General features: G+C 72.4%; 17 protein-coding genes and 1 riboswitch. Of the genes, 7 read left to right on the top strand and 10 right to left on the bottom strand.

What is annotated here, in order from left to right; all coding sequences use genetic code 11:
• Window positions 1-64: 64 nt before the first annotated feature.
• The 3 genes from AC1QRC_RS08345 to AC1QRC_RS08335 all read right to left on the bottom strand — a co-directional run bounded on the left by AC1QRC_RS08345 (window position 65) and on the right by AC1QRC_RS08335 (window position 3492).
• Window positions 65-925: an NAD-dependent protein deacetylase gene (locus tag AC1QRC_RS08345; RefSeq protein ID WP_484206308.1), complete on the bottom strand. Its 861-nt coding sequence runs from the start codon at window positions 923-925 to the stop codon at window positions 65-67.
• 37 nt (window positions 926-962) lie between these two features.
• Complete coding sequence (locus AC1QRC_RS08340; protein WP_484206307.1) at window positions 963-2306, bottom strand: patatin-like phospholipase family protein; 1344 nt, start codon at window positions 2304-2306, stop codon at window positions 963-965.
• A gap of 91 nt (window positions 2307-2397) precedes the next feature.
• Window positions 2398-3492 carry an aminotransferase class V-fold PLP-dependent enzyme gene (locus AC1QRC_RS08335; RefSeq protein WP_484206306.1) on the bottom strand — a complete coding sequence of 365 codons (1095 nt, stop codon included), beginning with the start codon at window positions 3490-3492 and terminating at the stop codon, window positions 2398-2400.
• Window positions 3493-3623: 131 nt separating this feature from the next.
• Between AC1QRC_RS08335 and AC1QRC_RS08330 the strand changes: the two genes are divergently transcribed.
• Together AC1QRC_RS08330 and AC1QRC_RS08325 are read left to right on the top strand one after the other, a co-directional pair.
• Window positions 3624-4559 carry a LysR family transcriptional regulator gene (locus AC1QRC_RS08330; protein ID WP_484206305.1) on the top strand — a complete coding sequence of 312 codons (936 nt, stop codon included), beginning with the start codon at window positions 3624-3626 and terminating at the stop codon, window positions 4557-4559.
• 219 nt (window positions 4560-4778) lie between these two features.
• The gene (locus tag AC1QRC_RS08325) at window positions 4779-7154 is read left to right on the top strand and encodes a cell wall-binding repeat-containing protein (protein ID WP_484206304.1); all 2376 of its coding nucleotides are present in this window, start codon (window positions 4779-4781) and stop codon (window positions 7152-7154) included.
• 187 nt (window positions 7155-7341) lie between these two features.
• On the opposite strand, the gene AC1QRC_RS08320 is transcribed toward AC1QRC_RS08325, so the two are convergent.
• The 4 genes from AC1QRC_RS08320 to leuS form a co-directional block, all read right to left on the bottom strand.
• Window positions 7342-9750, bottom strand: coding sequence for a ComEC/Rec2 family competence protein (locus AC1QRC_RS08320; RefSeq protein ID WP_484206303.1), 2409 nt, complete (start codon window positions 9748-9750; stop codon window positions 7342-7344).
• A 26-nt stretch (window positions 9751-9776) separates the two neighbouring features.
• Entirely contained in the window at window positions 9777-10841 is a 1065-nt protein-coding gene (locus tag AC1QRC_RS08315) for a ComEA family DNA-binding protein (protein WP_484206302.1), read from the bottom strand.
• A gap of 121 nt (window positions 10842-10962) precedes the next feature.
• Entirely contained in the window at window positions 10963-11832 is an 870-nt protein-coding gene (locus AC1QRC_RS08310; protein ID WP_484206301.1) for a DegV family protein, read from the bottom strand.
• Between the two features lie 28 nt (window positions 11833-11860).
• On the bottom strand, window positions 11861-14737 hold the full coding sequence (gene leuS / locus AC1QRC_RS08305) for a leucine--tRNA ligase (protein WP_484206300.1): 2877 nt from the start codon (window positions 14735-14737) through the stop codon (window positions 11861-11863).
• 233 nt (window positions 14738-14970) lie between these two features.
• Between leuS and AC1QRC_RS08300 the strand changes: the two genes are divergently transcribed.
• Complete coding sequence (locus AC1QRC_RS08300) at window positions 14971-16548, top strand: sodium-dependent transporter (RefSeq protein WP_484206299.1); 1578 nt, start codon at window positions 14971-14973, stop codon at window positions 16546-16548.
• Entirely contained in the window at window positions 16545-16715 is a 171-nt protein-coding gene (locus AC1QRC_RS08295) for a methionine/alanine import family NSS transporter small subunit (RefSeq protein ID WP_484206298.1), read from the top strand. The genes AC1QRC_RS08300 and AC1QRC_RS08295 overlap by 4 nt, the downstream gene beginning before the upstream one ends.
• A gap of 59 nt (window positions 16716-16774) precedes the next feature.
• Here the strand turns inward: AC1QRC_RS08295 and rpsT are convergent, their stop codons facing one another.
• The 3 genes from rpsT to AC1QRC_RS08280 all read right to left on the bottom strand — a co-directional run bounded on the left by rpsT (window position 16775) and on the right by AC1QRC_RS08280 (window position 18589).
• Complete coding sequence (rpsT, locus tag AC1QRC_RS08290) at window positions 16775-17035, bottom strand: 30S ribosomal protein S20 (protein ID WP_484206297.1); 261 nt, start codon at window positions 17033-17035, stop codon at window positions 16775-16777.
• Window positions 17036-17209: 174 nt separating this feature from the next.
• Entirely contained in the window at window positions 17210-18205 is a 996-nt protein-coding gene (gene holA / locus AC1QRC_RS08285) for a DNA polymerase III subunit delta (RefSeq protein WP_484206296.1), read from the bottom strand.
• A gap of 69 nt (window positions 18206-18274) precedes the next feature.
• Window positions 18275-18589: a DMT family transporter gene (locus tag AC1QRC_RS08280; RefSeq protein WP_484206295.1), complete on the bottom strand. Its 315-nt coding sequence runs from the start codon at window positions 18587-18589 to the stop codon at window positions 18275-18277.
• A gap of 10 nt (window positions 18590-18599) precedes the next feature.
• Window positions 18600-18665: riboswitch (guanidine-III (ykkC-III) riboswitch) on the bottom strand.
• 79 nt (window positions 18666-18744) lie between these two features.
• Between AC1QRC_RS08280 and lplAB the strand changes: the two genes are divergently transcribed.
• From lplAB to AC1QRC_RS08265, 3 genes are all read left to right on the top strand, one after another.
• Window positions 18745-19794 carry a lipoate-protein ligase LplAB gene (gene lplAB, locus AC1QRC_RS08275; protein ID WP_484206294.1) on the top strand — a complete coding sequence of 350 codons (1050 nt, stop codon included), beginning with the start codon at window positions 18745-18747 and terminating at the stop codon, window positions 19792-19794.
• A 646-nt stretch (window positions 19795-20440) separates the two neighbouring features.
• Window positions 20441-21004, top strand: coding sequence for a hypothetical protein (locus tag AC1QRC_RS08270; RefSeq protein WP_484206293.1), 564 nt, complete (start codon window positions 20441-20443; stop codon window positions 21002-21004).
• 60 nt (window positions 21005-21064) lie between these two features.
• On the top strand, window positions 21065-22057 hold the full coding sequence (locus AC1QRC_RS08265) for a squalene cyclase (RefSeq protein ID WP_484206292.1): 993 nt from the start codon (window positions 21065-21067) through the stop codon (window positions 22055-22057).
• The last annotated feature ends 20 nt before the right edge of the window (window positions 22058-22077 follow it).

Below are 22077 nucleotides of genomic sequence, written 5' to 3'. Positions count from 1 at the left end.
AGCCCTCCCCCGGCGCCGGCGCGACCGGGACCACCGTGGCGCGGTCACGCCGTCGCGCACTCCCTCACCCGAGGTCGTCGACGAGGCGGGGCAGCACGTCGCCCAGGAGCGCATCGAGCCTGATCGTGGCCTCGGCCTCGGCACGGGTGGCACCACGTGTCAGCAAGATCACGGGCATGTCGAGCCGGGCGGCACGCCGCACGAACCGGTATCCGCTCATCACCTGTAGGGAGGACCCCGCGACCAGCAGCGCCCCCGCCTGCTCGACCATCTCGAAGGCCCGCTCCACCAGCGGTTTGGCGACCGACCCGCCGAAGAACACCACGTCCGGCTTCAGCCGGTCCGAGCCACACACCACGCAGTGCGCTAGCCGGAAACGCGCCACCGCGCCTTCGGGCAGCACCACGTCACCGTCCGGTCGCACCTGCCCCGCGTCGGCCGTGAACCCCGGGTTCGCCAGGGCCAGCCACTCGTGCACGACCTCCCGGTCGTAGGCCTCGTCACAGGACAGGCAGATCACCCGGGCCAGGTTCCCGTGCAGCTCCAGGACGTTGCGGGAGCCGGCCTGCTGGTGCAGACCGTCGACGTTCTGGGTGATCACCCCCGACACCAGGCCAGCCGTCTCCAGCGCCGCGAGGGCCCGGTGGGCGGCGTTGGGTCCGGCCGCCGCGAAGCGTCGCCACCCCGCGAAGCTCCGGGCCCAGTAACGGCGCCGGTTCTCGGTGGACGCCAGGAACTCGGCGTACTGCATCGGTTGCACCCGGCGCTGACCGTCGGGCCCGCGGTAGTCGGGGATCCCCGAGGCCGTCGACATGCCCGCCCCGGCGAGCACCACGACACGGCCGGCCGCCACCGTGCGCCGCAACTCGGCATACGCCGCCTCGTCGACCTCGGTCCGCGGCGGCAGGGCGAGGGAGGGGTCCACCGGTCCACCGTATGCCGATCCGCCCGCGGGCGGGCAGTCACCTGGCCGCGGTCTCCAGGGTGGCCCGGCCCCAGGGTCGGACCCGGTCGGACCCGGCCAGCAGTTCGGTGACCCAGTCGGGGTCCCCGACGGCGTCGTGGGGTGGGCGCAGCGGCACCAGGCGGGGCACGAGCTGCGGTGCGTGACGGCGCAGCGAGTCGTCGGCGACCAGGTAGCCGTGGCGTTCCAGCACCATCTGCTCGGCGGGGTCGAAGGCGTCCAGGTCGGTCCGCACCCGGTTGATCACGGCGACCGTGTCCGGGGGGTAGAGCGGGCCGCCGGCGCCGGGACGGTGCTCCGGGACAGCGGGGGCGACGGCGTTCGAGGCCTCCATCGACCAGGTCGCTCCCTCCACCAGCCCCTGGGAGAAGCTGGCCCGCAACCAGCGCAACCGCGTGGTGTGGCCACCGGAGGAGGCGATGGACAGCAGGTGCCAGAGCTGCCCGAACACCGACCCCGGGCCCCTCCCGCGGAAGACCGCGCCGCCATCGCTGACGAGCACCGCCTCGTGGTCGGCCCACACCTGCTCGATCGCCAGGTTGTCGACCACACCCCCGTCTGCCAGCTCGATGCGGCCACCGATCGCGTCGTGGACGCTCGAGTCCTCATCGGCGTCGGGCACCCCACCGACCAGCCCCAGCCCGGACCCGTCCAGCACGAGCGGCTCAAAGATGGGTGGGTAGGCCAGGGAGGCGCTGGCCGCGTCGACCACCCGCAGGCCGGGCGGCGGCGCCGCGTAGCCGAGCCGGTGGTCACCGATCCGGCCGCGCGGCCCGATGCTGCGGGCGTCGGCGAACAGCCAGGTGACGCCGTAGCCGACCTCCGTGGCCGTGGTCAGGATGGCGGGACCGCCCCGCCGGGCCTCCCGCAGGTCCGTCCCCCACCACGGGACGACCGCGAGCAGCTCCCCGGCGAGGGTCTGGATCATGGCGCCGGACCGCCCCCCGCGCCACGGCTGCAACCGGGCGAGCAGGGCGGGGGTGCGCACGTTGCGGGCGGTCAGGCGGCGCAGCGGCTCGGCGACGAACTCCTCCAGGCCCTGCACCGGCGCGGGAGGTCCGTCCGGATCGGGCCAGACCAGGCGGGGGTCGGCCAGGAGGTTCGCCACCAGGGCTCCCCCGGACACGGCGCTGACCGTGCGGAGCCTGGCCAGCACGCCGAGCTCGTTGAGCCGGCGGACGGCGCCCAGGTGGAACAGCGCGGCCCGGAACCCTCCGCCGGACAGGCACAGGGCGGTGCCGTGGCGGGTGCCGGTGGCGGCGGGGCCGTGGTGCGCCTGGGCCCGGGCCGCCTCCAGTTGGGCGGCGACCGGGTCGCCGGTCGGGATGTGGTGGTGCAGCACACCCCCAGGGAAGAGGGTGTGCGTGACCCGCGTGTGAACGACACCCGGACCGGGAGGTGACGGCGAGTTGTCGGGGCGGGTTGCCCCCGGCTCAGGCGGTCAGCACCGAGCGGACCAGGTCCGCGTCGTCCTCGGTGTTCCACAGGTGGAAGGCGATCCGGACACCGCCGCCGCGCGAGGCGACCACGGCGCCGGCCTCGGCCAGTCGGGTGGCCAACTCACCCCCGGGGTCCGGCAGCGCCAGGACCGGTCGGCCGCACGGCTCGTGCCCGAGCACCTCCCGCACCCGGTCGGCCAGCCCGCCGGTGTGCTCCCGCACCTGCTCCATGGAGAGCCCGGCGAACACCTCGCCGGCGGCTTCGGCCCCGACCCAGCTGAGCCACGCCGGCGACACGTCGAAGCGACGGGCGTCCTGCGCCAGGTGCATGCCCGGTCCGTAGGTCGAGGCCCAGATGGACTCCCCGGCGTACCAGCCGGCGGCGACCGGCTGGAGCCGCTCGGCCACGTCCGGGCGCACCGTCAGGTAGGCGGTGCCGCGGGGCTGGCACAACCACTTGTATGCCGAGCAGACGGTGAGGTCGAACATGCCCGCCTCCACGGGCATCCAGCCCGCGGCCTGCGTGGTGTCGCACAGGGTCAGGGCCCCGTGCCGGGCGGCTGCCTCGGTCACCGCGGCCGCGTCGACGAGCCGGCCGCAGGCGCTCTGCACCAGGCTGAACACGACGAGGTCGGTCGAGTCCCCCACCGCGTCCGCGAGCCCCTCTCGGGGCACCAGCCGCACGGTGAGGTCGCGGCCGGCCTGCTGCTGCACCAGGAACGGGAAAAGGATCGAGGTGAAGTCGTCCTCGATCGCCACCACCTCGGCACCGTCCGGCAGCGAGGCGGCCACCCCGCCGGCGAACACCGACGTCTGGGAACCGACGGCCACCTGGCTCACCGGCACCCCCACCAGGTCCGCGTAGGAACGGCGCGCGGCGTTGACGTGGCCGTCGTAGCGGGTGGGGCAGGCACGGCCAGCGGCCCACTCGGCGACGGCCTCCTGCATGGCCGTGACCACGTGGCGGGGCGGCAGTCCGAGCGTGGCGGCGTTCAGGTAGCCGGGCACCCGCTCCCAGGACCGAGCGGCCTGCTCGGGCACCGACTCGGCGGCGGGCGTGAGCTGAGCACCGGCGGCGACTGTCGACATACCCTCCACTGTCGCCGATCTCGCCCCATGACGCAACGAAGGAATCTGTTAGATTTTCATAATCACAACTAATGCTCGCCCCGCCTGTTGCGAACCTGTCCCCTGCCATTAGGTTGCGTTATCGTTTGGGAATGTTCGACGCAGCGGGACTTCGGGTCATGAAGGCCATCGCCGATGAGGGCAGCTTCACTGCCGCGGCGCACTCCCTGGGCTACACCCAGCCCGCGATCTCCCAGATGGTGCGGCGCCTGGAGAAGCGCAGCGGGACCGCCCTGGTCGAGCGCAACGGCCGCAGCGTCCGGCTGACCGAGGCCGGCGAGGTGCTGGCCCGGCACGCCGTCCACGTGCTGGCCGCCCTGGACAACGCCCAGGCAGAGGTCTCGGCCATCGCCGGACTCCAGGCGGGACGGGTCCGCCTGATGGCCTTTCCCTCCTCCTCGGCGACCCTGGTGCCGCGCGCCCTGGCCCGCGTCAAGGCGGCGCACCCGGGCATCGTGGTCCAGTTCTCCGAGGGCGAGCCACCGGAGTCCCTGGCCGCGCTACGCGAGGGCACCTGCGACCTCGCCGTGGCCTTCACCTACGACGGCACCGACGTCGGGCGGGGCGAGGACGACCTTCAGGGGCTGGTGGTGCGCGACGTCCTCGACGACCCGGTGCTCGCAGCACTGCCCGCCGACCACCCGCTGGCCGACCAGGACGAGATCCACCTTGCCGAGCTGTCCGGGGAGTCCTGGATCGCCGGGTGCCCCCGTTGTCGCGGCCACCTGTTGTCCCTGAGCCACACCGCAGGCTTCACCCCCGACGTGTCGTTCGAGACCGAGGACTACGTCGCGGTGCTCGGTCTGGTCGCCGCCGGACTCGGGGTGGCCCTGGTGCCCCAGCTGATCCTCTCCTCCGTCTCCCACCCGGACGTGGTCACCCGACCGGTCCGCCCCCACTCCAGCCGCGCCGTGCAGATGGTCACCACCCCCGACCTGCAGCGGGTCCCCGCCGTCAGGGCCACCCTGGACGCTCTCTGCGCCAGCGCCAAGGAGTTGAAGACGGGCCAGCCGGTGTCGGCCGGCTGACGCCCGGGTGAACGACTGACGAACACGTCTGACCGGCCCCGTCGGGCCCCTGGCGCGGACCCGACCCCGATTGGGTCCCGTGCCGGTGCGCCTGCTAGGTTTCCTTCCGCGGGAGGGCGTCCGAGGCTCACCGCCGGGGGGACCGCTTGGGGCCTCCCGCTGTGCACATCGAAATGGGGAACAGTGGTTCAAGCAAGCAAGAGGACCCGTCGCGGCCTGGTGGCCGTCGCGGCCTTCGGGCTCCTGGCCGGCATGGCTCCCGCCATGACCGCCGGGGCAGCGCCGGAGCACGACGACACGGGCCTGGCCATCGTCACCAGCGAGGTCGAGGCTCAGCTCGAGGAGAACGGCACGACCGACGTCTGGGTGTACCTGGGCGGCAAGGCCGACCTGTCGGCCGCCTACGGCATGTCCTGGGAAGACCGGGGGCAGTTCGTCTACGACACCCTGACGACCTACTCCGAGCAGGCCCAGGCCGACGTGGTGGCCCAGCTGGACGAGGCCGGCGTCGAGTACCGCACCTTCTGGGTGAACAACTCGGTGTTCGTCGAGAACGCCGACAGCGCGCTGGTCGACTCCCTGGTCGGCACCCACTCCGTGAACAGCATCGGCGCCGACTGGACGCCGACCCTGGTCGAGCCCGTGAGCAGCTCCTCCGACCTCGCCCCGCAGGAGACCACCTGGGGCCTGGACAACATCGGCGCCCCCCAGATCTGGGACGAGTACGGCACGACCGGTGAGGGCATCGTCGTCGGCACCTTTGACACCGGTGTCGAGGGCGACCACCCGGCCCTGGCTCCCTCCTACCGCGGGACCGAGACCGGCTCCGACGACTACAACTGGTTCGACAGCACCGGGGGCAGCGACACCCCGATCGACACCCACGGCCACGGCACCCACGTGACGGGCACCATGGTCGGCGAGGACGGCGACAACCAGATCGGCGTCGCCCCGGGCGCCCAGTGGATCGGCACCTCCGGCTGCTGCGTCAACGGCGCGGACCTGCTCGCCACCTGGGAGTGGTTCCTGGCCCCGACCCGGATCGACGGCTCCGACCCCGACCCGGCCCAGCGGCCCAACATCATCAACAACTCCTGGGGCCTGACCGCCGGTCAGGTGCCGGACCCGGAGATCAACGAGCTCCTGGAGTCCTGGCGGGCCGCCGGCATGTTCGGCGTGTTCTCCTCGGGCAACGAGGGCCCCGGCTGTGACACCGTCGGGTCCTTCGCGTGGAACGACGGCGCCTACTCCGTCGGCAACTACCAGCAGGACGGCACCATCAACGAGTCCTCCAGCCGCGGTCCCGGTGAGGACCTCGAGCCCGGTGTGGACATCGGCGCCCCCGGCACCGACGTGCTCTCCTCGGTGCCCGGTGGCGGCTACAGCCTGATGACCGGCACTTCGATGGCGGCCCCGCACGCGGCCGGCTCGATCGCCCTGCTGTGGAGCGAGTTCCCCGAGCTGGTCGGTGACGTCGACGGCACCATCGCCCTGCTGGACGAGTCCGCCATCGACAGCGCGGACCCGACCTGTGGCGGCCCGGACGAGAACAACGAGACCTTCGGTGAGGGCAGCCTGAACCTGCCGGCGCTGTTCGACGCGGTCGACGACGACGAGCCGGAGCCCCCGGCCCTGGAGGTCGTGCGCTACGAGGGTGCCCACCGCTACGACACCGCTGCGGAGATCTCCACCTACTACGGTGACGACGTCAACACGGTGTACGTCACCACGGGCCAGGGCTTCGCCGACGCGCTCGCCGGCGGTGCCGCCGCGGCCAACGGCCAGGTCGGCACCCTGGAGACCCCGGAGGGCGACGCCGCTCCGGTGCTGCTGGTGCGCGGCCAGGACGAGGACCTGTCCTCCGCCAAGTTCCACACCCAGGTCAAGGAGGCCCTGACCGACCTGGCCCCGGACAACATCGTCGTCCTGGGTGGTGAGGGCGTCGTGACCGCCGGTATCGAGGCCGAGCTCGGCGACTACGCCGACGACGTCCGTCGCGTCGGCGGCAACAACCGCTACGAGACGGCCGCCCTGCTGGCCGCCGAGTTCGACAACCCCTCGACCGTCTACGTCGCCCGTGGCGACGGTGACAAGGCCTTCGCCGACGCGCTGGCCGGCTCGGCCGCGGCCGGGCGGGACAACGCCCCGATCGTCCTGGTCGAGTCCGACAGCGTGCCGGCGGCGACCGCCGACTACCTGGCGACCGTCCCGGACGCCAACGTGGTCGTGCTGGGTGGCACCTCGGCCGTCAGCGACGCCGTCGCCGCCGAGGTGGGCGCCTCCGACCGTCTCTCCGGCGCCGACCGGTACAAGACGGGTCTGGCCATCTCGGCCGGCTACGAGTCCGCCGACGTCGTGTACGTGGCCACCGGCCAGCAGTACGCCGACGCCCTCGCGGGCGGCGCCCTGGCCGGGTCCGAGGACGTCCCCGTCCTGCTGGTCCCGGGCAGCGCTGCCAACCTGGACGGCACCCACGGCATGGGCATCGAGGCGGAGATCGCTCGCCTCGGCGCCAGCAAGGTCGTCATCTTCGGTGGCACCTCCGCGGTGTCCCAGGGCATCCAGGACGACATCGCCGACGGTGTCGAGGACTGAGGTCCTGACCGCCTGAGCAGCTTCGGCTGACTCATCCACGAGGCCGCCGGGCCGGGGAGCGATCCCCGACCCGGCGGCCTTGTCGTGGTGCCGGCCGCGACCACGACGTCATCCACGTCCGGGTGGGCGACGCGCTGGCGGTCGTCTCGATCGGCGGCACCAGGATGACGCTGTAGCCGTGGAGCGCTCATCCGTTGCGCACCCGCACCGCGAGCCCCGCCGCGTCCCCGATGACGACGTAGTCGCCGTGCAGGTCCGTCCGCAGCACCACCGCCCCAAGTTCGCGCAGCAGTCCCAGTGCCGTGGGCGTGGGGTGGCCGAAGGTGTTGTCCTCCCCCACCCCGATCAGCGCGACCCGTGCCCCGGAGTCGAGGAGCAGGTCCGGATCCTGGGCGGCGGACCCGTGGTGCGGCACCTTGAGCACGTCGAAGGTCTCCCCCGCGACCGCCGCGCGAACCTGTCGGGCCGAGGCGGGCTCCAGATCACCCGTGAAGAGCAGCCGGGTTCCGCCCTCCCCAGCCACCATGTCGAGGACGACGCTGGCGTCGTTCGCCCCCAGCGTGGCGGGCGGGTCTGCCGGGGGCCAGACCACCTCCGCAGCGACGTCGCCCCAGGCCAGCCGATGCCCCGCGGTCACCTCGAAGACGGGCACGCCCGCCGCGGAGAGCTCACCCAGGACCCGGTCGGCCTCCCACGGCGGGTCACGCACCGGGGTCACGTAGGCCGCGCCCACGGGAAGGCGCTCGAGGATCCCGCCCACGCCTCCGACGTGGTCGGCGTGGAAGTGGCTGAGCACGAGCGCGTCCACCTGCCGGACCTGCAGGTCCTGCAGGCAGCGCACCACCGCGTCGGGGTCCGGTCCCGTATCGACGACGACGGCACGACCCGGCCCGCTGGGCACCACGAAGGCATCGCCCTGTCCCACGTCGCACCCCACGACGACCCACCCACCCGGTGGCCACGCCACCCGCGGGAGCGGCCACAGCCACACCAACACCAGCACGAGGCCGCCCGCCCACACCGCCGGATGGCGGGCGGCGTGGGCCCGCAGCCACGGTCCGGCCAGCAGCACAACCGCGGTCAGGGCCGTCAGCAGCCAGGCACCGGCCGCGCCCTCCACCCAGTCCACCTGACCCATCGGCACGAGCGCGCACCAGCGGGCGATCCGGCCGATCAGCCACGCGGGGAGCGCCCCGACCCAGGCCACGGCCACCCCCAGTGGCACCCAAGCGACCGCCGTGAGGGCGGCGACGATGCCCGCGACGGTCGTGGGTGCCACCAACGGGGCGGCGAGCAGGTTGGCGAGCACCGCGACGGTGCTGACGGTGCCCTGCAACAACACGATCACCGGCCCGCACATCACCTGGGCCGCCAGCGGGATGGCGATCGCGTCGCCGACCAGGGACCAGCGGGGCGGCAGACGCCCGGCGATGGCATCGCCCCACGGCCGGGCGAAGACGACGAGCCCGAGGGTGGCCAGGGTGGAGAGAGCGAAACCGTGCGAGCGGGCCAGCCACGGGTCGACGCACAACAACACGATGACGGCAACGGCCAGCGCCGGCAGGCTCGCCCTCCGCCGGTGCGTGCTGAGCGCCAGCAGGCCGACCAGCCCCATCGCCCCGGCACGCAACACGCTCGGCTCGGGGCGGCACAGCACGACGAACCCGGCGAGCGCCAGCACCGCCACCACGGGTCGCCCCCTGCGGGGCACGCCGACCCACCCGCAGACGAGCACCACCGCCCCCAGCACGATGGCCACGTTGCTGCCCGACACCGCGCTCAGGTGGGTCATCCCGGTCGCCCGCATCGCCTCGGTCAGGGCGACCGGTGTGAGGGACGTGTCACCGATGACCAGACCCGGGATCAGGCCCCGAGCGTCCTCGGGCAGCGGGGTCACCGCCTGCCTCAGGCGCGCCCGCGCGACGTCCGCCCCGGCCAGCACCGGCCCCTGCTGCCCCACCAGTTCCGGTGGCCCGAGCGGGGTGAACGCGGCCAGGACGTCCTGCCCGGGATCGGTGGGGCCGAACCGGCCCTGCACCCGGACCCGCTGCCACCAGGTCACCTCGAGCCAGGCCTCGTCGGCGAAGACGACCACGGGGGTGGAGACCCCGCTGCCCAGGCCGCGCCCCTCGACCCGGTCCACCCGCAGCGTCAGCACCACGAGGTCCGGTCGTTCGTCTCCGCGGCTGACCAACCGCGGCTCGGTGAGGGCGGTCCCCTCCACGCGCGCCACGGCCCGCTCCCGGGCAAGGTCCTCGACCGGCCCTGCCCGGTCGAGCACCCGGTGCGCCGCCCCCGCCAGGGTGACCAGCGAGGTGGTGGCCAGGGTCAGCGGCAGGATGACCGTGACCAGGACGGTGGTCGACCGACGGTGCGCGCGCCGCCCCGGCAGGCCCCACCGTCGGGCAGCGGCACCGGCCACTGCCCCGGCGAGGCAGCAGGCCGAGGTCGCCGCCAGGACGAGGGGGTCACGGGACACCAGGGTCGCCAGGACCGCCCAGGCCACCAGCGCCGGGAGCAGCAGCCGCAGGTCCAGCGGGCGGTGGCCCTCCGCGGGACGAGTCACCAGGTCGGACACCGGCACGAGGCGGGACACCACCTCCGTCCGGGGTGCCGGGGGCTTCACCAGGTCAGGTGCGGTCGCAGCTGCTCCAACGTGCGCGGCCCGATCCCGCTGACCTCCAGCAGTTCCTCGGCGCTGTTGAACGGGCCGTGCTCCTGCCGCCAGGCCAGGATCCGCTCCGCCGTCACCGGGCCCACCCCTGGCAGGCTCTCCAGCGCCGTCTGGTCGGCGGCGTTCAGGTCGACGGAGGATCCGCCCCCGGAGCCGGGGTCGTCCCCGCCCGGGGAGGCGGCAGCCCCTCCGGGCTGCACCCCGGACTGGCCGATCACCTCGGGCTCCTCCTCCCCCGGGACCGGCACCCAGAGCCGTTCGCCGTCCACCAGGGGACGAGCCAGGTTGATGCGCCCGGTGTCCGCCTCCGGGGTGAGGCCCCCAGCGGCCCCGACGGCTTCCCGCACCCGCGCCCCCTGCTCGAGCTCCACCACCCCCGGCGCCTGGACGGCGCCGTCCACGTGGACCACGATGATGACCGGCGCCCCGGCTGCCGCCTCCCCGTCCGGCTGCTCTCCCGGCTCGTCCCCGTCCGGCTGCTCTCCCGGCCCGTCCCCCTCCGGCGTCCCCGCGGCCGGGTCCCCCGCAGGCACCGGAGCGACGGGCACCGGGACCGCAGCGCGCTCGGCCTGCCACACGCGCCACCCGAAGACCAGCGCCGCGAGCAGCACCAGCAGCAGCATCCCGATCAGGGCCGCGGGGTTGACCCGGACCTGCGCCCCACGCAGCGATCGCGGCACGGACAGCAGGGGAACGGCCCTGTCACCGGCGCGGTCGCCGGCCCGGTGACGCCCGGCAGCGGAGCCGTCCTCGGCGGGCAGGCCCAGCAGGTCGGCGCTGTCCGTGCGCCGTGCGAGGTCGGCGCGCGTGGGTCGCCACCTGCCCCCGCTGACAGCGGGCTCCCCATCGGCTCGGTCGTCGGGGCCCCGCCCCCTCTCAACGTCCTGCCCCACCACGTCGCCCGGACCCCAGGCGTCGACCCCGCCCTCACTCCCCTGGCCCAGCAGGTCATCGAGCCGCGCCCTGACCAGCGCGGCGTCCGGCACGGACTCTCGTGGTCGGGTGAAGGGCATGGCGGCAGGCTAGGCAGGTCCCGCCCCTGCCCGGCCCACCGTGCGGCCGGTCTGTGGACGACCGGCCCGGCCCTGCCGCACTGTGGACAGTCCCGTGCCGCGGGTCACCGCAGTGGGAGCGTCACCGGTCCTCGCGCGGGGACACCACGACGGCCAGCGTCCCGGGGCCGGTGTGCACTCCCGTCACGGCCCCCAGCTCGACCAGGTCGATGGTGGTGCCGGGCGGCAGCTCCAGGCGCAGCCGGTCGCACATGTCCTCCGCCTGCTCGGCCCACCCGAGGTGGTGGACGGCCACGTCGACCGGGTGCTCCCCCACGGACCGGACGTCGGCGATGCAGCGCTGCTCCAGGCGGGCCAGCGCCTTGGAGCGGGTGCGCACCCGCTCCGACATCTGCACCTCACCCTCGGCGAGGGTGAGCAACGGCTTGATCGACAGCGCCGACCCGAAGATCGCGGCCGCGGTGCCGACCCTCCCCCCGCGGCGCAGGTGCTCCAGGCTGTCCAGGTAGAAGTAGGTGCTTGACCTCGCGGCCCGGTCCCTGGCCACCCGGGCCACCTCCGGCAACCCCGCGCCGGCGGCGGCGGACCGGGCGGCCGAGCACGCGGCATACCCCATGCCCATCCCCAGCACCCCGCTGTCCACGACCTCCACGTCCAGCTCGCCCTGCACGGCAGCCGCGGCGAGCCGCGCCGAGTCCACCGTGCCGGACACCCGGTGCGAGAGGTGCAGCGACAGGATCGAGCGGCTCCCGGTGCGCTCGGCCAGGTCGCGGTAGCACTGCACGAACTCGCCCGGGGCAGGGCGGGAAGTGCTGACCTTCTCCTTGCCACGGCGCAGCAGCGCCGCGACCTCCGCGGCACCGATGTCCACGCCCTCGGCATACGTCTGCTGCCCGACGACCACGTGCAGGGGCAGCACCTCCACCCCTGCCTCCTGCGCCATGGCCGCGGGCAGGCAGGCGGTGGAATCGGTGAGGACGACGGTGCTCATGGGACGGGCAGACCTCCGGACGGTCCCGTCAGGACGGGACGATGTTGACCAACTTGGGGGCACGCACGATGACCTTGCGCGGCTCCGCCTCGCCGATGATCTCGCGGATCCTGTCGGTGTCCAGTGCCCGTTGCCGCAGGTCCTCCTCGGTGATGTCGGCCGGCACCTCCAGGCGGTCCCGCACCTTGCCCTTGACCTGGACGACCGCGGTCACCGTCTCGTCCGCGGCCAGCGCGGGGTCCGCCTCCGGGAACGGCGCCCTGGCCAGCGACTCCGCGTGCCCCAGACGCGACCACAGCTCCTCGGCGACGTGCGGCGCGACCGGCGCCACCATCTGCACGACCGGCTCCAGGGCCGCCCGCGGCACCGCGACCAGCTTGGTCAGGTGGTTGTTCAGCTCGATCAGCTTGGCGATCGCGGTGTTGAAGCGCAGCGCCTCGTAGTCGCCGCGCACCCCCTCGATCGTCTTGTGCAGCAGCTTCTCGGTGTCGGCGTCCATCGGCACGTCGGCCACCGTCAGGTCGCCGGTCTCCTCGTCGACCGCGTTGCGCCACAGCCGTTGCAGGAACCGCTGTGACCCCACGACCGCGCGGGTCTCCCACGGGCGGTACTGCTCCAGCGGGCCCATCGACATCTCATAGACCCGGAAGGTGTCGGCGCCGTAGGTCTGGCACATCTCGTCGGGGGTGACCACGTTCTTCAGGGACTTGCCCATCTTGCCGTGCTCGCGGGTCACCGGCTGGCCCTGCCAGGAGTAGCTGACCGTGTGCCCGTCCTCCGCGACGGTCTCCTCGACCTCGTTGGCGGGCACCGGCTGTCCGCGGCCGTCGCGGTAGACGTAGGCCTCGATCATGCCCTGGTTGATCAGCCGCCGGAACGGCTCCTCGCTGGTGACGTACCCCAGGTCGTGCAGCACCTTGTGCCAGAAGCGGGCGTACAGCAGGTGCAGCACCGCATGCTCGGCACCGCCGACGTACAGGTCGACACCGCCGGGGTCCTGGGTGCCCTCCGGCGCACCCGGCACCGGCTCGGGCCGGGGACCGATCCAGTACGTCTCGACCTCGGGGTCGACCGGCGCCTCCTTGTTCTCCGGGTCCAGGTAGCGCAGGTGGTACCAGCACGACCCGGCCCAGTTGGGCATCGTGTTGGTCTCGCGGCGGTACTGCTTCGGACCGTCCCCCAGGTCCAGGGTGACGTTGACCCAGTCGGTCGCGCGGGCCAGCGGCGCCTCCGGGTTGGACGCGGAGTCGTCGGGGTCGAAGGTGCGGGGCGCGTAGTCCGGCACGTCCGGCAGGGTCAGCGGCAGCAGGTCGTCGGGCAGCCCGTGCGGCACGCCGTCCTCGTCCCAGACGATGGGGAACGGCTCGCCCCAGTAGCGCTGCCGGCTGAACAGCCAGTCGCGCAGCCGGTAGGTGGTGGTCCGCCGGCCGCGGCCCGTGGCCTCCAGCCAGTCGATGATCGCCGTCTTGGCAGCATCGATCTCCAGTCCGTCCAGGCTGATCTCGTCGTTGGCCGAGTTGATCGCCGGGCCCTGCCCGGTGAACGCCTGGTCCTCGGGGTGGTCGTCCGGCGGCTGGACGGTGCGCACGATGGGCAGGTCGTATGCCGTGGCGAAGGCCCAGTCCCGCTCGTCCTGTCCGGGGACGGCCATGATCGCGCCGGTGCCGTAGCCCATCAGGACGTAGTCGGCGACGAAGACCGGGATCCGGTCACCGGTCACCGGGTTGACGGCGTAGCCGCCGGTGAAGACGCCGGACTTGTCCTGGCCCTCGGTCTGCCGCTCCACGTCACTCTTGCGGGAGGCGGCGACCTGGTAGGCCGCGACCGCGTCCCGCTGCTCGGCCGACACGATCTGCTCGATCAGCGGGTGCTCCGGTGCCAGCACCATGAAGGTGGCGCCGAAGATGGTGTCGGGGCGGGTGGTGAAGACCTCGATGACGGCGTCGCTGTCGACCACCGGGAAGTGCACGTTCGCGCCCTCGGACCGGCCGATCCAGTTGCGCTGCTGAATCTTGATCTGCTCAGGCCACTGGACCCGCTCCAGGTCGTCGGCCAGCCGGTCGGCATACGCGGTGATCCGCATCATCCACTGGCTCAGGTTGCGCTTGAAGACCGGGAAGTCGCCGCGCTCGGACTTGCCCTCGTTGGTGACCTCCTCGTTGGACAGCACCGTCCCCAGTCCGGGGCACCAGTTCACCGGCGCGGAGGAGACGTAGGCCAGCCGGTGGTCGTCCAGCACCGCGGACCGCTCGGCCGGGGTCAGCTGGGCCCAGGGCCGTCCGTCGGGCGTGGGCCGCCGGGCGTCCTCGAACTGCTGCACCAACTCCGCGATCGGCCGGGCAGCGCCCCGCTGCCCGCCGGGACGCTCCGCCTCGGGGTCGTACCAGGACTCGAAGATGGTGCGGAAGATCCACTGGGTCCAGCGGTAGAACTCGGGGTCGATGGTCGCCAGCCGGCGACGCTCCTCGTGGCCCAGCCCCAGCCGACGCAGCTGACCCAGCGAGGTCTCCATGTTCTGCTCGGTGGTGACCCGCGGGTGCTGACCGGTCTGCACGGCATACTGCTCCGCCGGCAGCCCGAACGCGTCGAAGCCCATGGTGTGCAGCACGTTCCTGCCGGTCGTGCGCTGGAACCGGGCGAAGACGTCGGTGGCGATGTAGCCCAGCGGGTGCCCGACGTGCAGGCCCTTCCCGGAGGGGTAGGGGAACATGTCCATGATGAACATGTGGCCCCGCTCCGCCGGCAGGCGCGGGTCGTCCGGGGTCCCCCACGGACCCGCCGGGTTGGCCGAGTCGAAAGCGCCCTCGCGCGCCCAGCGCTCCTGCCAGCGGGCCTCGATCTCCCCCGCCAGCTGCGCCGTGTAGCGGTGCGGCGTCTCGTCGCTCGCCTGCTGCTGCGTCGTCATCACTGTCCTTCGCTGGTATGCCGTGTGGTGTGCTGCGCGGTGCCCCGTGACACAAAAAAGCCCCTCGCGCAGGAGGGGTCAGCCGCGTCGGCGTCGTCGGACGTTCGTCAACGCGGCTGCGTAAGGAGAAGTCGCACGCTGGCCACGTCCTCAGGTTACCGCACAGAAGGCAGTGCGCGGACCCGCCCTCGTGAGTAGAGTGCTCCCGTCCTGCACCGAGCGAAGGGTGTGTCATGGCGCGTCAGGCTTCACCGACAAAGGCTCCCGATGGACGCGAGCAGTGGACCGGTCAGACCGGGTTCATCCTCGCCGCGATCGGCTCGGCCGTGGGTCTGGGCAACATCTGGCGGTTCCCGGGAGTCGCCTACGAGAACGGCGGCGGCGCCTTCCTCATCCCCTACCTGGTGGCCCTCCTCACCGCCGGGATCCCGATCCTGTTCCTCGACTACTCCGTCGGGCACCGGTTCCGCGGCACGGCGCCGCTGGCCTACCGGCGGATCCACCAGCGCGCCGAGGCGCTGGGCTGGTTCCAGATCTGCCTGTCCTTCGTCATCGCGGTGTACTACGCCGCTGTCATCGCCTGGGCGGCCAGCTACTTCGTGTACTCCTTCGGGCTGAAGTGGGGCGACGACCCAGCAGGGTTCTTCCTCGGGGACTACCTGCAGGTGGGTGACCCCGAACTGTCCACCACGATCGTGGGCGCGGTCGCCATCCCCCTGGTCCTGGTGTGGGTGACGATCCTCATCGTGCTCGCCCTCGGTGTGGCCAAGGGCGTGGAGAAGGCCAACGTGATCGGGCTGCCGCTGCTGCTGGTGGCCTTCCTGGCCTTGGTGATCCGCGCCGTGACCCTCCCCGGCGCCGTCGACGGCCTGGACGCCCTCTTCACCCCCAACTGGGGCGCCCTGGGCGATCCCGAGGTGTGGATCGCCGCCTACGCGCAGATCTTCTTCTCGCTGTCCATCGCGTTCGGGATCATGGTCACCTACTCCTCCTACCGCCGGCGCAAGTCCAACATGACCAGCCCCGGCCTGGTCGTCGCGTTCGCCAACTCCTCCTTCGAGGTGCTGGCCGGGATCGGCGTCTTCGCCACCCTCGGCTTCCTGGCGCACCAGCAGAACGTGCTGATCGCCGACCTCGAGGGCCTCACCGGTCCGATCCTGTCCTTCGTCACCTTCCCGGCGGTCATCTCCCAGATGCCCGGTGGCGAGTTCTTCGGTGTCCTGTTCTTCGGCTCGCTGGTCATCGCCGGCTTCACCTCGATCATCTCGATCCTGCAGGGCGTCTCCGGGTCGGTGCAGGAGAAGTTCGGCCTGGGAGTCCGTCAGAGCGCGGTGCTGGTCTCCGGGGTGTGCGCCGTCATCTCGATCGCGCTGTTCTCCACCACCAGCGGGCTGCTGGCACTGGACGTCGTCGACCAGTGGGCCAACAACGTCGGCGTGGTGACGTCAGCCATCCTGATGACGGTCCTGCTGATCTGGGTGCTCCGCCGGGGCAGCGAGCTGCGGTTCCACCTCAACGCCGTCTCCACCTTCCAGGTGGGCCGGATCTGGATCTTCCTGATCGGCGGGCTCGGGCCGGTGTTCCTGGCCTTCATGCTGGGGCAGAAGGTCGTCTCGCTCGTCAGCGACGGCTACGAGGACCTGCCGACCTGGTACCTGCTGACCTTCGGCTGGGGAGCCATCGCGTTCGTGATCGTCGCGGCGCTGCTGTTGACCGCCATCCCGTGGGGCCGGCTGGGCCGAGAGCCGTTCCGCCCCTGGCCGCCCTACCCACCGAGGTCCCACACCGAGCGCGAGGAGGTGGACCGATGAGCGCGTCCGCGATCGTGATGTTCATCGTCGCCATCGTCATCCTGTGGGGTGGCCTGACCGCGAGCATCCTGTTCCTCCGGTCCCACCCCGAGGTCACCGAGGGCCCCTACGCCGCCGACCCGGACGAGGAGGAGTTCACCCGGCCGGACGGGGAGGACCGGGTCTAGACGCAGTGAGGGCGTCCACCCGATCGGGTGGACGCCCTCGCTGCGTGTGGGGGGCTACCTCAGAGGGAGGCGGCCCGCTTGGCCATCGCCGACTTCTTGTTGGCGGCCTGGTTCTGGTGGATGACGCCCTTGGAGACGGCCTTGTCCAGCTTCTTGGAGGCGACCTTCAGTGCCTCCTGCGCCTTGTCGGCGTCGCCGCTGTCGGCAGCCTCACGGAACTTGCGGATCCAGGTGCGCAGCTCGGCCTTGTAGGCGCGGTTGCGCTCGGTGCGCTTGTTGTTCGTCTTGATCCGCTTGATCTGGGACTTGATGTTTGCCACGTAGTACTTCCTGCTCGGTCGAAGGTGTTGTGTCGGTGAGGGCGACACACGCGACTCGGGACCGGGCGTGGGGACACCCTCGGAGAGTCACGTGAGGTGGTGCTGCATGCGCGCACGACCAATAGCGCGCACGCGAGGGTCAAATCTACCAGCAGGTCCGCGACGGCCCCAAACTCAGTCGGCCGCCCGCTCCGCGCAGACGGCGAGCACGGCCCGCTCCACGGCATACTCCGGGTCGCGGGCCACGGCGGTGCCGGTGCGCACCCCTCCCTTGACCTCGACGTCCGCGGCGGCCACCGCCTGGATGGCACGCCCCAGCCGGTGCCCGTCCCACCCGCGCGCCGTCCGCTGCGCCTGCTCGATCTGCCAGGGAGCCATCCCCAGGTCACGGGCCAGCGAGGCCGGGTTGCCGCGCCCGGCCGAGGCCACCCGCCCGACCTGGCGCAGCTGCATCGCGAGCACCGCCACGAGCGGCACCGGGTCCAGACCACCGGCCAGCGCGTGCCGCAGCAGCCGGACCGCCTCGGCCCGGTCGCCGCGCAGTGCGGCCTCGGCGACCTTGAACCCGGTGGTCTCCACCTTGTCGCCGTAGTACAGGTGCACGGTCTCCTCGTCGACCCGGCCGGTGGTGTCCCGGATCAACTGCGCGGCGGCCACCGCCAGCTCGCGCACGTCCCTGCCCACCGCGTGCACCAGCGTCAGGGCAGCCGGCTCCTCGATGACCCGTTTGGCGTCACGGAACTCCTGCTTGACGAAGCCGACCTTGTCCTTCTCCGACTTCAGCGCCTTGGCCTCGATGACCCGCGCCCCCGACTTCTTCATCAGGTCCAGCACCTTCTTGCCCCGGTTGCCGCTCTTGTGGCGGACGATCAGGGTGACGCCGTCCTCGGGTGCCGAGGCCATCGCGAACAGGTCCTCCACCAGGTCGTCGTCCGCCTCGTCCATGTCGTGCACGACGATCGCGGTCCACCCCCCGAACAGCGACGGGCTGGCGTGCACCGCCAACGACCCCGGCTCGTAGGACGCGGCGTGCAGTCGCACCACGTCCACCTCGGGCTCCCGCTCCCGCAGGGTGCGCAGCACCCCGTCGACCGCCCGCTCGGCCAGGATCTCCTCCGGGCCCTGCACCACCACGAACGGCGTCCGGCCCGCCGCGCCACTCTCACTCACGGGGCCCAGCCTGCCACGCCACGGGGACACCGGCCGCTCCCGTCCACCGGACGGGGAGCGGCCCGGCGGTCAGTGGACCAGCTTGAGCCCGACCACGCAGGCGACGATGCCGAGCAGGAGCAGGATCTTGACCACCGACACCGACTCGGCGCCCGTGGCCATCCCCCACGCGACGGTCAGCGTCGCACCGATCCCCACCCACACGGCATACGACGTCCCGACCGGCAGCATCTTCATCGCATAGGCCAGCCCGGCCATGCTCACCACCAACGCGCCGCCGAACACCAGGGACGGCATCAACTTGCTGAAGCCCTCCGACCGGCTCAGGGCCACCGCCCACACCGCCTCGAAGACACCAGAGATGACCAGAATGATCCACGCCATGACTACTCCTCGGACACCGTCTTGTCGCAGTCCGGGTACGGCGTGCCTCGTCCGGGAACCCCTCGTCAGGCTCTGACCTCCATCATCCCAGGTCCGGCCGCGGACCTCCACCCCGCGGGCGGTGAGATCGGCCACCACCCGGCTAGGTTGGGGTGGTGCGCGGAGAGTACAAGGTGCCGGGAGGCAAGCTGGTCGTCGTCGATCTCGACGTGGTCGAGGACCGACTGACCGACGTCCACGTCTCGGGGGACTTCTTCCTCGAGCCCGACTCGGCACTGGAGGACATCGACGCCGCGCTGACCGGGATGCCGGCCGACACCAGGGCTGACGGGCTGGCCGCCGCGATCGAGGGGGCGCTGGACGAGTCGGTCGCCCTCATCGGCTTCACGGCACAGTCGGTCGGGATCGCGGTCCGGCGGGCCCTGGGCAAGGCGACCGGGTGGGGCGACCACACCTTCGACGTCATCCCCCCGCTCGCGATGGACCCGGTCATGCACATGGCGCTGGACGAGGTGCTCCCCCAGGAGGTCGCGGCAGGGCGCCGCCCCCCGGTGATGCGGATCTGGGACTGGGACGCCTCCCTGGTCGTCATCGGCTCGTTCCAGTCCGTGCGCAACGAGGTGGACGAGGACGCGGCCCGGCGCCACGGCATACGGATCGCCCGGCGCATCTCCGGCGGTGGCGCCATGTTCATGGAGCCGGGCAACTGCATCACCTACTCCCTCGTCGTGCCGACCACCCTGGTGGAGGGGCTCACCTTCGAGCAGTCCTACGCGTTCCTGGACGACTGGGTGCTCGGCGCGCTCGCCGACGTGGGCGTCAACGCCCGCTACGTGCCGCTCAACGACATCGCGTCCGACAAGGGCAAGATCGCCGGGGCCGCGCAGAAGCGGTTCGCCGCGGGGGCGGTGCTGCACCACGTGACCATGGCCTACGACATCGATGCCGACAAGATGCTCGAGGTGTTGCGGACCGGGCGGGAGAAGCTGTCCGACAAGGGCACCAAGAGCGCCAACAAGCGGGTCGACCCGATGCGGTCGCAGACCGGGATGGAGCGGGACGCGGTAATCGAGGCGTTCCTGGGGCACTTCCGCCGCCGCTACGACACGGTCGACAGCAGTTACACCGACGCCGAGCTCGCGGCTGCCCGGGAGCTCACCGAGACCAAGTTCCTGACGCCGGAGTGGACCTACCGGGTCCCCTGACCGCCACGACGAGGAGTATGCCGATGCCCGGGCCCCGCACTGTGCTCACCGATGACCTGCTGCAGCGGATCCGCGAGAGGGCCGCGCGGGTCGACCGGGAGAACGCGTTCCCGGACGAGGACCTGGCCGACCTCGCAGCCGCCGGGTACCTGCGCGCCATGGTGCCGACCGACCACGGCGGGTCTCGGGCTCGCCCTGGAGGAGATGACCCTCGAGCAGCAACGGCTCGCCGGGGCCGCTCCCGCCACCGCCCTGGCGGTCAACATGCACCAGGTGTGGGTGCGGCGTGGCCCGGGTCGTCCACGCGAGCGGCGACTGCCTCGATGGACTGGGTCTTTGCGCGAAGCGGCGGCCGGTGAGGTGTTCGGCTTCGGCATCTCCGAGGCCGGCAACGACCTGGTGCTCTTCGGCTCGCGCACCGAGGCCGCGGCCCGACGGCGACGGCGGCTACACGCTTCCACGGCACCAAGATCTTCACCTCCCTCGCGCCCGCGTGGACCCGGCTGGGCACGCTTCGGCACCGACAGCACCGGCCCGACGAGCCGCACGTCGGTCTTCGGCTTCGTCACCCGCGACGGCGGCGGCTTCGAGGTCAAGGACGACTGGGACACCCTGGGGATGCGCGGCACGCCAGTCGCGCACCACCGTGCTCGACGGCGCCCACGCCCCCGCCGACCGGGTGATCCGCCGGATCCCGCCCGGGCCCACGACCGACCCGTTCGTATTCGGCATCTTCGCCACCTTCGAGATCCTGCTCGCCTCCGTCTACACCGGCATCGCGCAGCGGGCGCTCGACCTCGCGGTCGAGACGGTGCAGCGGCGGACCTCGCTCAAGCGCGGCGGCGCCCCCTACGCCCACGACCCGGACATCCGCTGGCGGCTCGCCGACCGCCGCGATCGAGCTCGGACCGCGATCCACCCACAGATCGCGGCCGCTGGCGCGGGACGTCGACGAGCGGGTCGACCGCGGCCCGCTCTGGATGCCGCAGCTGTCGGCCGTCAAGGTCCCGGGCGACCGAGACCGCGCAAGGTCGGTGGTCGAGCCAAGGCGGTCCGCGTCTCCGGGCGGCTCCTCCTACTTCAACTCGCAGCGAGCTGTCCCGGCTCTACCGCGACGTGCTCGCCGGCATCTTCCACCCCAGCGACGACGAGTCGGTCCACGGCGCCGTGGGCCAACGCGCTGCTCGGCCCGGTGCCCGACCCGGAGTGACCGCGCGCCGGGGTCCTGCTCGGCCGCCCCTGCGTCGGTGGTCGCCGATAGCCTGACGGGGTGGGCCTGACGGAGGAACGGACGACCTGGCTGCTCGAGACCGACCCGGCGCTGCGATGGCAGGTGGAGCGCGATGTCACCGGCGCCCCCGAGGAGGTCTGGCGGGCCACCCGGGGCCGGGTCGCCACCGAGGGGTTCGGCGCCCGCCTGCTGGCCCTGCAGGACCCGGACGGCCAGTGGGCGGGCGGTGCCTACTTCCCCGGCCGCAGGGACGAGCGCGCGATCGACCCCCGGGGCGACACCGAGGCCGACCAGGGCCAACCGTGGACGGCCACCACCTGGTCGCTCAACGCCCTCCGGGAGTGGGGTCTGGACGCCGCCGTGCTCGGCGACACCGCGGAGCGGATCGCCGCCCACTCCCGGTGGGAGTACGACGACCTCCCCTACTGGGGCGGTGAGGTGGACTGCTGCATCAACGGCTTCACGCTGGCGAACGGCACCTGGTTGGGGGCGGACGTCGGGCGGCTGGCCAGCTGGTTCCCCGACCACCAGCTGGCCGACGGCGGGTGGAACTGCGAGTGGGACCACGGCGCCACCCGGTCCTCGGTGCACAGCACCCTCAACGCCCTGGAGGGTCTGCTCTACCGCGAGGAACATCTCCCCCAGGGTCAGGACCCGCTGCGTGGGGCCAGGCACCGGGGCGAGTCCTACCTGCTGGAGCGCGACCTGTTCCGCCGGCGCTCGACCGGGGAGTCCCTGGGCCCGTGGGTGGCCGAGTTCGGCTACCCGTTCCGGTGGCGCTACTCGGTGCTCCGCGCCGCCGACTATTTCCGGAGGGCGACCATGGTGGACGGCACGGCCCCGGATCCCCGGATGGCCGACGCGATCGAGCTGATCCGCGCCAAGCGACGGCCGGACGGCTCCTGGCTTCAGGACGTCCGGCCGCGGGGCCAGGTCTGGTTCGACGTCGACGTCCCGGTCGGTGTGCCTTCACCGTGGCTCACGCTGATCGGCACCCGGGTGCTCACCTGGTGGGACGGCGCCAGCCGGTAGTGCCGCGGACGTTGGCAAGG

This window comes from Ornithinicoccus sp. (assembly GCF_057176825.1).
The sequence above is the reverse complement of the archived record's forward strand: the minus strand, read 5'-3'. Positions and strand labels throughout refer to the sequence as shown.

What these genes read in the sequence shown, in the direction of transcription:
- AC1QRC_RS08335 (WP_484206306.1), bottom strand. Translation starts at nt 3,492, where the DNA reads ATGTCGACAGTCGCCGCCGGTGCTCAGCTCACGCCCGCCGCCGAGTCG.
- leuS (WP_484206300.1), bottom strand. Translation starts at nt 14,737, where the DNA reads ATGACGACGCAGCAGCAGGCGAGCGACGAGACGCCGCACCGCTACACG.
- AC1QRC_RS08310 (WP_484206301.1), bottom strand. Translation starts at nt 11,832, where the DNA reads ATGAGCACCGTCGTCCTCACCGATTCCACCGCCTGCCTGCCCGCGGCC.
- AC1QRC_RS08330 (WP_484206305.1), top strand. Translation starts at nt 3,624, where the DNA reads ATGTTCGACGCAGCGGGACTTCGGGTCATGAAGGCCATCGCCGATGAG.
- AC1QRC_RS08280 (WP_484206295.1), bottom strand. Translation starts at nt 18,589, where the DNA reads ATGGCGTGGATCATTCTGGTCATCTCTGGTGTCTTCGAGGCGGTGTGG.
- AC1QRC_RS08300 (WP_484206299.1), top strand. Translation starts at nt 14,971, where the DNA reads ATGGCGCGTCAGGCTTCACCGACAAAGGCTCCCGATGGACGCGAGCAG.
- AC1QRC_RS08315 (WP_484206302.1), bottom strand. Translation starts at nt 10,841, where the DNA reads ATGCCCTTCACCCGACCACGAGAGTCCGTGCCGGACGCCGCGCTGGTC.
- AC1QRC_RS08295 (WP_484206298.1), top strand. Translation starts at nt 16,545, where the DNA reads ATGAGCGCGTCCGCGATCGTGATGTTCATCGTCGCCATCGTCATCCTG.